The organism is Sphingopyxis sp. Root1497 (assembly GCF_001427085.1).
Classification (GTDB): Bacteria; Pseudomonadota; Alphaproteobacteria; order Sphingomonadales; family Sphingomonadaceae; genus Sphingopyxis.
Map to the genome: position 1 here is coordinate 57,597 of NZ_LMGF01000002.1, position 6,555 is coordinate 64,151.

The window sequence follows — 6,555 nt, forward strand, 5'->3', positions numbered from 1 at the left end:
CGGGTGACCGGCGGTCAAAAGCGCGTTAGTGGCATTTGAAACTATATTGCGCAGGAGTCTTTCTTATGCCCCCCATCGACAACGCCGACCTCACCGGCACCACGCCGCGCCGCGCACCCAAGAAGGACGTCACCGAAATCGGCGGCCGCGAGCTGTCACCGACCACGCTGATGATGGGCTATGGCTATGATCCGACGCTGTCCGAAGGCTCGCTGAAGCCACCGATCTTCCTGACCTCGACCTTCGCCTTCGAAAGCGCTGCAGCGGGCAAGCGCCATTTCGAGGGGATCACCGGCAAGCGTCCCGGCGGCGCCGACGGCCTCGTCTATTCGCGCTTCAACGGCCCGAACCAGGAAATCCTCGAAGCGCGCCTCGGTGTTTGGGAAAAGGCCGAGGATGCGCTCGTCTTCTCGTCGGGCATGTCGGCGATCGCCACCCTGCTGCTCGCGCATGTCAGCATGAACGACGTCATCGTCCATTCGGGCCCGCTTTATGCTGCGACCGAAACGCTGATCGGCCGCATCCTGTCGCGCTTCGGTGCGACGTACGTCGATTTCCCCGCCGAAGCCTCGCGCGCCGAGATGGACGCGATCCTGATCCGCGCCAAGGAGATGGCCGAGGCGCAGGGCGGCAAGGTCGCGATGGTCTATCTCGAAAGCCCGGCGAACCCGACCAATGCGCTCGTCGACGTCCAGGCGATGCGCGCCGCGACCGATGCGGCCTTCGCCGAAGGCGCCCGCCCGCCGATCGCGATCGACAATACCTTCCTCGGCCCGCTCTGGTCGAAACCGCTCGCGCATGGCGCCGACATCACCCTCTACAGCCTGACGAAATATGCAGGCGGCCACAGCGACCTCGTCGCGGGCGGCGTCGTCGGCTCGAAGCACTGGCTCGGCCCGATCCGCATGATGCGCAACACCATCGGCACGATCTGCGACCCCAACACCGCGTGGATGCTGCTGCGCAGCCTCGAAACGATCGAATTGCGCATGAGCCGCGCCGGCGAAAACGCCGAAAAGGTTTGCGCGTTCCTCCGCGATCATCCGAAGGTCGACGGACTCGGCTATCTGGGCTTCCTGCCCGAGGGATCGCAGAAGGACATCTTCGACCGCCATTGCACCGGCGCCGGTTCGACCTTCTCGCTGTTCATCAAGGGCGGCGAGGAGGAAAGCTTCCGCTTCCTCGACGCGCTCAAGATCGCCAAGCTCGCGGTCAGCCTCGGCGGCACCGAAACCCTCGCGAGCCACCCCGCCGCGATGACGCATTTGTCGGTGCCGGATGCGCGCAAGAAGGCGCTCGGCATCACCGACAATCTGGTGCGCATCTCGATCGGCATCGAGGATGCCGATGACCTGATCGCCGACTTCGCGCAGGCCTTGGACGCTGTTTAAGAATCCCCCTCCCGCTTGCGGGAGGGGCTAGGGGAGGGCCTGTCGGACGGGGCAGCCTTGAATAGACACGCCCTCCCCCGACCCCTCCCGTAAACGGGAGGGGAGAGTTACCGCCGCTTCCCCCGCCAGTCGACGACCGACCACCCCATCGTCGGTGCCAGCTTCTTCAGGCCGCGTGATGGCGTCGTCGCCACCGCCTCGTCGGCGAAGCGCAGCATCGGATGGTCGGACACATGGTCCGAATAGGCACGGATATGCGCGGCATCGCGCGTGATCGCGTTCGCCGCCATCCAGTCCGAAATGCGCGCGAACTTCGCCTCGCCATAACAATTGTCACCCGCAAGCCGGGCGTGGACATGATCCGCCCCGTCGGGCTCGTCGAGGCGGGTCGCGAGGACGTCGGCGATCCCCAGCCGCTTCGCGATCGCATCGACATAAAGATGGAAGGATGCGGTCGCGAGCAGCACGCGGTACCCCGCCGCACGATCGGCCTCCAACTGCGCGAGCGCCGCGCCGTGCAATCCGCGCGCGACCACCTTGTCGGCATAGCTTTCGGCGAGCGGCGCGATCTCGTCGCGGCGGAAACGCGGCCCCACCAGCAACCGCAGATTGATCGCCTTCAGCCGCGACCGGTCGATCAGTCGCAGCGAATAGGCGAGGCCCGCCAGCCCGACGAGCGGGGTCAGCAACATCCGCCATTGCTGGCGGCGGCGCACCACATGCATCAGGAAACCGCTGTAGGTTCCCGCACGCGTGATCGTGCGGTCCATATCGTACATCGCGATGCGGTGCGCGGGCGCTGGTTCGGACACGACGATATTATCATCCATGGGCAACGCCTTAGCGCGCGGCGGCGCGGCGGCCAAGGCCGCCCAATCGCGACGAGCCGACCCGTGGAATGGCTTGCCGTTATTCGCCAAATAATACAATGTCGTCGCACGATGGTGGCCAGGGCGGACTTCGAACAAAGCGACGGCGCCGACGGCGTCGCGGTCCGCTTCACCGGGCGGCTGACGCTCGCGCGGCTCGGCGACCTGCCCGCGCGGCTCGATGCGCTCGGCCCGATCGCCTCGCTCGACCTCTCCGCGATCGAACGCATCGACACGGTCGGCGCGTGGATCGTCACCCGCACCGTGCGCGACCATGGCGCGACGGTCACCGGCGCCAGCGAGGAAGCGCAGCGGCTGCTCGAAGCGCTGGCCAGCGACAAGAGCGAATATCGCGTTCATCGCGACCGCCGTCCGCCGTTGATCCGCATGCTCGAACAGCTCGGCGTCGCCAGCAGCGCGATATGGCGCGAACTGCTCGGCATCATCGGCTTCTTCGGCGCGATGATCATGGCGCTCGGCACCCAGATCCGGGCGCGCCGCCGCCTGCGCTGGAACGCCATCGTCACGCGGTTCCAGACCGTCGGCGTCGACGCCCTCCCCATCATCGGGCTGATGACCTTCCTGATCGGCATCGTCATCGCGCAGCAGGGCGCGGTGCAGCTCCGCCAGTTCGGGCTGGAGGTGTTCACGATCAACCTCGTCGGCCGCGCCTCGATCCGCGAACTCGGCCTGTTGATGACCGCGATCATGGTCGCCGGCCGCTCGGGCAGCGCCTTCGCGGCGCAGATCGGTACGATGAAGCTGACCGAGGAAATCGACGCGATGCGCACGATCGGCGTCTCGCCGATGGAGGCGATCGTGCTGCCGCGCGTCGCCGCCGCGACGATATTGATGCCGCTGCTCGGCTTCTATGCCAGCATCTGCGCGATCATCGGCGGCGGCGTCTTTTGCTGGATCGGGCTCGAAATCCCGCCGCTCACTTACATTCAGCTGCTCCGCGACATCATCCCGATGACCGATTTCTGGGCGATGCTGATCAAGGCGCCGGTGTTCGGGGTGCTGATCGGCGTCACCGGCTGTTACGAGGGCATGCAGGTGCGCCAGAATGCCGAGGAGGTCGGCCAGCGCACCACCTCCGCGGTCGTCGCCGCGATCTTCCTCGTCATCGTGCTCGACGCCTTTTTCGCGGTCTTCTTCTCGTCGATCGGATGGAACTGATGGCCGACGAAGCCGAGGAACAGCAAGTCCGCGAGGAAATCGCCGCCGCCGACGCGGTGCGCCCCGAACAGTTCGACCGCGCGATCTGCGTGCGCGGGCTGGTCAACAAGTTCGGCGACGCGGTGATCCACGACCATCTCGACCTCGACGTCCGGTCGGGCGAGATCCTCGGCGTGGTCGGCGGCTCGGGCACCGGCAAGTCGGTGCTGATGCGTTCGATCATCGGACTGCAGACCCCCGACGCCGGCGAGATCGAGGTCTATGGCAAGTCGCTCGACACCATCGCCGACGAAGAGGAATCGCGCGACCTGCGCCGCCGCTGGGGCGTGATGTTCCAGGGCGGGGCGCTATTCTCGACGCTCAGCGTCGCCGAAAATATCCAGGTCCCCCTGCGCGAATATTATCCGCGCCTCGACCAGAAACTGCTCGACGAGATCGCCGCCTACAAGGTCGCGATGGTCGGCCTGCCCCCCGACGCGGGCCCCAAATATCCCGCCGAGCTTTCCGGCGGCATGGTCAAGCGCGCCGGCCTCGCCCGCGCGCTGGCGCTCGACCCTGCGCTGCTCTTCCTCGACGAGCCGACCGCCGGCCTCGACCCGATCGGCGCCGCCAAGTTCGACGAGTTGATCCGCGAGCTTGCCGACACGATGGGACTCACCGTTTTCCTGATCACCCACGATCTCGACTCGCTCTATGCGACCTGCGACCGCGTCGCGGTGCTCGCCGAGAAGAAGGTGATCGCGATCGGCACCATCCCGGAACTGCTTGCCACCGAGCATCCATGGATACAGGATTATTTCAACGGACCGCGCGGCCGGGCTGCGGCAAGCGGGAACCAAACCGCGCAGCGGCGATAGGAACAGCTGATGGAAACTCGCTCGAACAACGTCCTCGTCGGCGCCTTCGTCCTTCTCTTTACCGCGGCGCTCGCGTTTTTCGTCGTCTGGCTCGCCAACGACAGTGGCGGCGACAAGCGCGAATATGACATTTATTTCAAGCAGTCGGTCGATGGGCTGAACAAGGGCGCTCAGGTGCAATATTCGGGCGTCCCGGTCGGCCAGGTCACCCGGATCGCGCTGCTTCCCGACGACCCGCAATTCGTCCGCGTCCGCATCGAGGTGAACGAGGGCGTCCCGATCGTACAGGGTACCACCGCGGCACTGGAAGGCGTCGGCTTCACCGGCGTGTCGCAGATTTCGCTCGCCGGCGGGGTCAAGGGCGCGCCGCCGATCACCGACAAGGGGCCCGATGGCAAGCCCGTCATCCCCAATCGCGTCGGCGGCCTTGGCGAACTGCTCAATACCGCACCGCAATTGCTCCAGCGCCTGTCGACGCTCACCGAACGCCTCGCCGAGCTTGCCGACGACCGCAATCAGGAAAGCTTCGCCGGCATCCTCGCCAATGTCGAGCAATCGACCGCGATCCTCGCACGCAACGGTCCGGCGATCGAACGCGCGCTCGCCGACACGCGCATCGCGATCCAGCAGACCGGGGTCGCCGCCGAACAGATCGGCAATCTCGCCGCGTCGGCACAGGGCACGATCGACCGCAATGTCGATCCTGCGATGAAAAATCTCGCCGACACGCTGAAGGCCGCCAACACCTCGATGAAGACGCTCGAAGGCGCGATCGCCGACGCGCGGCCCGGCCTCAAGACCTTCAGCGAAACGACGATCCCCGAGGCGAACGCCCTGATCCGCGACCTGCGCCGCACGTCGACCTCGCTGTCCAGCCTGACCGACAAGCTCGACCAACAGGGCGCCGGCGCCGTCATCAGCGGCAGCAAGCTGCCCGATTACAAGCAATGAGGATTTTCCGCATGACCCGCCGTCTCCGCACGCCCTTGCTGCTCATCCTCGGTGCGGCGACGCTGTCCGCCTGCGTCAGCTTCGGCGCCAAGCCGCCGCCCTTCCTGCTGACCCTCGACGCCGATGCCGCCCCGCCCGCGGGCGCCGCGCGCACGGCAGGCGAGGCCGCGACGCTGACGATCCTTATCCCCACCGCGCCGCAGAAACTGCGCACCCAGCGCATCCCGGTGCAGCAGGACGGCGCCAGCGTCGCCTATGTCAAGGATGCGCAATGGGTCGAGGCGCCGCAGCGCTTGTTCCAGCGCCTGATCAGCGAAACCGTCGCCGCGCGCTCGGGCCGCGTCGTGCTCGACGAAGGCCAATATCTGACGGCGCCGGGCGAACAGCTTGCCGGCCAGCTGATGGAATTCGGCGTCGACGCCCGCACCGGCGAGGCGGTGGTGGTCTATCAGGCGATGCTCGTCGCCGCCGGCGGCAAGAGCGTGACCCAACGCCGCTTCGAGGCGCGCGAAAGCCTGGGCGGCGTGGTCGAAGCGAAGCCGGTGGGCGAAGCGCTGCAGAGGGCGGCGAACAAGGTCGCGGTCGATGTCGCAGGGTGGCTGGGGGGCTGAACCCGCTCCGCACCACGCGGCTTGCCATTTCGCCGCCGCCATCCTAATGGGCCCCGCCACGACGATCATTCGTCGACGCGTGCGGCCTCTTACGGGTTTCCGGCCAGCACCTTTTCTTTCGAGCCCGCACTCGAAAGGAATCCGCCATGGGATGGTTCATCCTGGCTATCGCCGTCTTTACCGAAATTTGCTGGGCGCTCAGCCTGAAATGGGCCGCGACGCTCGGAACATGGCAGGCTTCGGCCGTGCCCGTCTCGCTGAGCTTCCTCAACATGGCGCTGCTCGCCTTTGCGATGCGCGACATTTCGGCGGGCACCGCTTATGCGATCTGGACCGGCCTCGGCGCGGTCGGGGTGATCATCGGCGGCATCATATTGTTCGACGAACGCATCAGCGCGGTACAGATCGGCTTCATGGCGCTGATCGTGATCGGCGTCGCCGGAACGAAGCTTTTTGCGGCGAGCTGACGCGTTTCAATTTTCTGGCGGGAGGCGACGTTCCATTGCCCGTCACCCCNNNGGGCTTGACCCGGGGCCTGCCTTGTCTTTGATCCGGCACCGAAAGAAGGAAGGCGGGTTCCGGGTCAAGCCCGGGATGACGATGATGGAGACGTCCGCTTCCCACCCCAAAACAGCCGTCACCCCATCAAACTCTTGCTCGCCTGCTCGGTGGTATCGCGCGACAATCCCGGCTGCGC

At 66.2% G+C, this 6,555-nt stretch carries 7 protein-coding genes; 6 read left to right on the plus strand and 1 reads right to left on the minus strand.

Annotated elements, in window-relative coordinates; translation table 11 throughout:
• The first annotated feature begins 65 nt into the window (after window positions 1-65).
• Window positions 66-1,391 carry a cystathionine gamma-synthase family protein gene (locus ASD67_RS02930; protein WP_056343124.1) on the plus strand — a complete coding sequence of 442 codons (1,326 nt, stop codon included), beginning with the start codon at window positions 66-68 and terminating at the stop codon, window positions 1,389-1,391.
• A 107-nt stretch (window positions 1,392-1,498) separates the two neighbouring features.
• Here ASD67_RS02930 and ASD67_RS02935 read toward each other — a convergent pair whose 3' ends face one another.
• On the minus strand, window positions 1,499-2,221 hold the full coding sequence (locus ASD67_RS02935) for an HAD family hydrolase (protein ID WP_235535544.1): 723 nt from the start codon (window positions 2,219-2,221) through the stop codon (window positions 1,499-1,501).
• Between the two features lie 111 nt (window positions 2,222-2,332).
• On the opposite strand from ASD67_RS02935, the gene ASD67_RS02940 reads away from it, so the two are divergent.
• The 5 genes from ASD67_RS02940 (at window position 2,333) to ASD67_RS02960 (ending at window position 6,325) form a co-directional block, all read left to right on the plus strand.
• Window positions 2,333-3,439 carry an ABC transporter permease gene (locus ASD67_RS02940; protein WP_056343126.1) on the plus strand — a complete coding sequence of 369 codons (1,107 nt, stop codon included), beginning with the start codon at window positions 2,333-2,335 and terminating at the stop codon, window positions 3,437-3,439.
• Window positions 3,439-4,296: an ABC transporter ATP-binding protein gene (locus ASD67_RS02945; RefSeq protein ID WP_056343129.1), complete on the plus strand. Its 858-nt coding sequence runs from the start codon at window positions 3,439-3,441 to the stop codon at window positions 4,294-4,296. The genes ASD67_RS02940 and ASD67_RS02945 overlap by 1 nt, the downstream gene beginning before the upstream one ends.
• A gap of 9 nt (window positions 4,297-4,305) precedes the next feature.
• Entirely contained in the window at window positions 4,306-5,247 is a 942-nt protein-coding gene (locus ASD67_RS02950; RefSeq protein WP_056343132.1) for an MlaD family protein, read from the plus strand.
• An 11-nt stretch (window positions 5,248-5,258) separates the two neighbouring features.
• Entirely contained in the window at window positions 5,259-5,858 is a 600-nt protein-coding gene (locus tag ASD67_RS02955; protein ID WP_056343135.1) for an ABC-type transport auxiliary lipoprotein family protein, read from the plus strand.
• Window positions 5,859-6,004: 146 nt separating this feature from the next.
• The gene (locus tag ASD67_RS02960; protein WP_056343139.1) at window positions 6,005-6,325 is read left to right on the plus strand and encodes a DMT family transporter; all 321 of its coding nucleotides are present in this window, start codon (window positions 6,005-6,007) and stop codon (window positions 6,323-6,325) included.
• Window positions 6,326-6,555: the final 230 nt, after the last annotated feature.

Coding starts and splice junctions, on each gene's coding strand:
- ASD67_RS02930 (WP_056343124.1), top strand. CDS start 66: ATGCCCCCCATCGACAACGCCGACCTCACCGGCACCACGCCGCGCCGC.
- ASD67_RS02935 (WP_235535544.1), bottom strand. CDS start 2,221: ATGGATGATAATATCGTCGTGTCCGAACCAGCGCCCGCGCACCGCATC.
- ASD67_RS02940 (WP_056343126.1), top strand. CDS start 2,333: ATGGTGGCCAGGGCGGACTTCGAACAAAGCGACGGCGCCGACGGCGTC.
- ASD67_RS02945 (WP_056343129.1), top strand. CDS start 3,439: ATGGCCGACGAAGCCGAGGAACAGCAAGTCCGCGAGGAAATCGCCGCC.
- ASD67_RS02950 (WP_056343132.1), top strand. CDS start 4,306: ATGGAAACTCGCTCGAACAACGTCCTCGTCGGCGCCTTCGTCCTTCTC.
- ASD67_RS02955 (WP_056343135.1), top strand. CDS start 5,259: ATGACCCGCCGTCTCCGCACGCCCTTGCTGCTCATCCTCGGTGCGGCG.
- ASD67_RS02960 (WP_056343139.1), top strand. CDS start 6,005: ATGGGATGGTTCATCCTGGCTATCGCCGTCTTTACCGAAATTTGCTGG.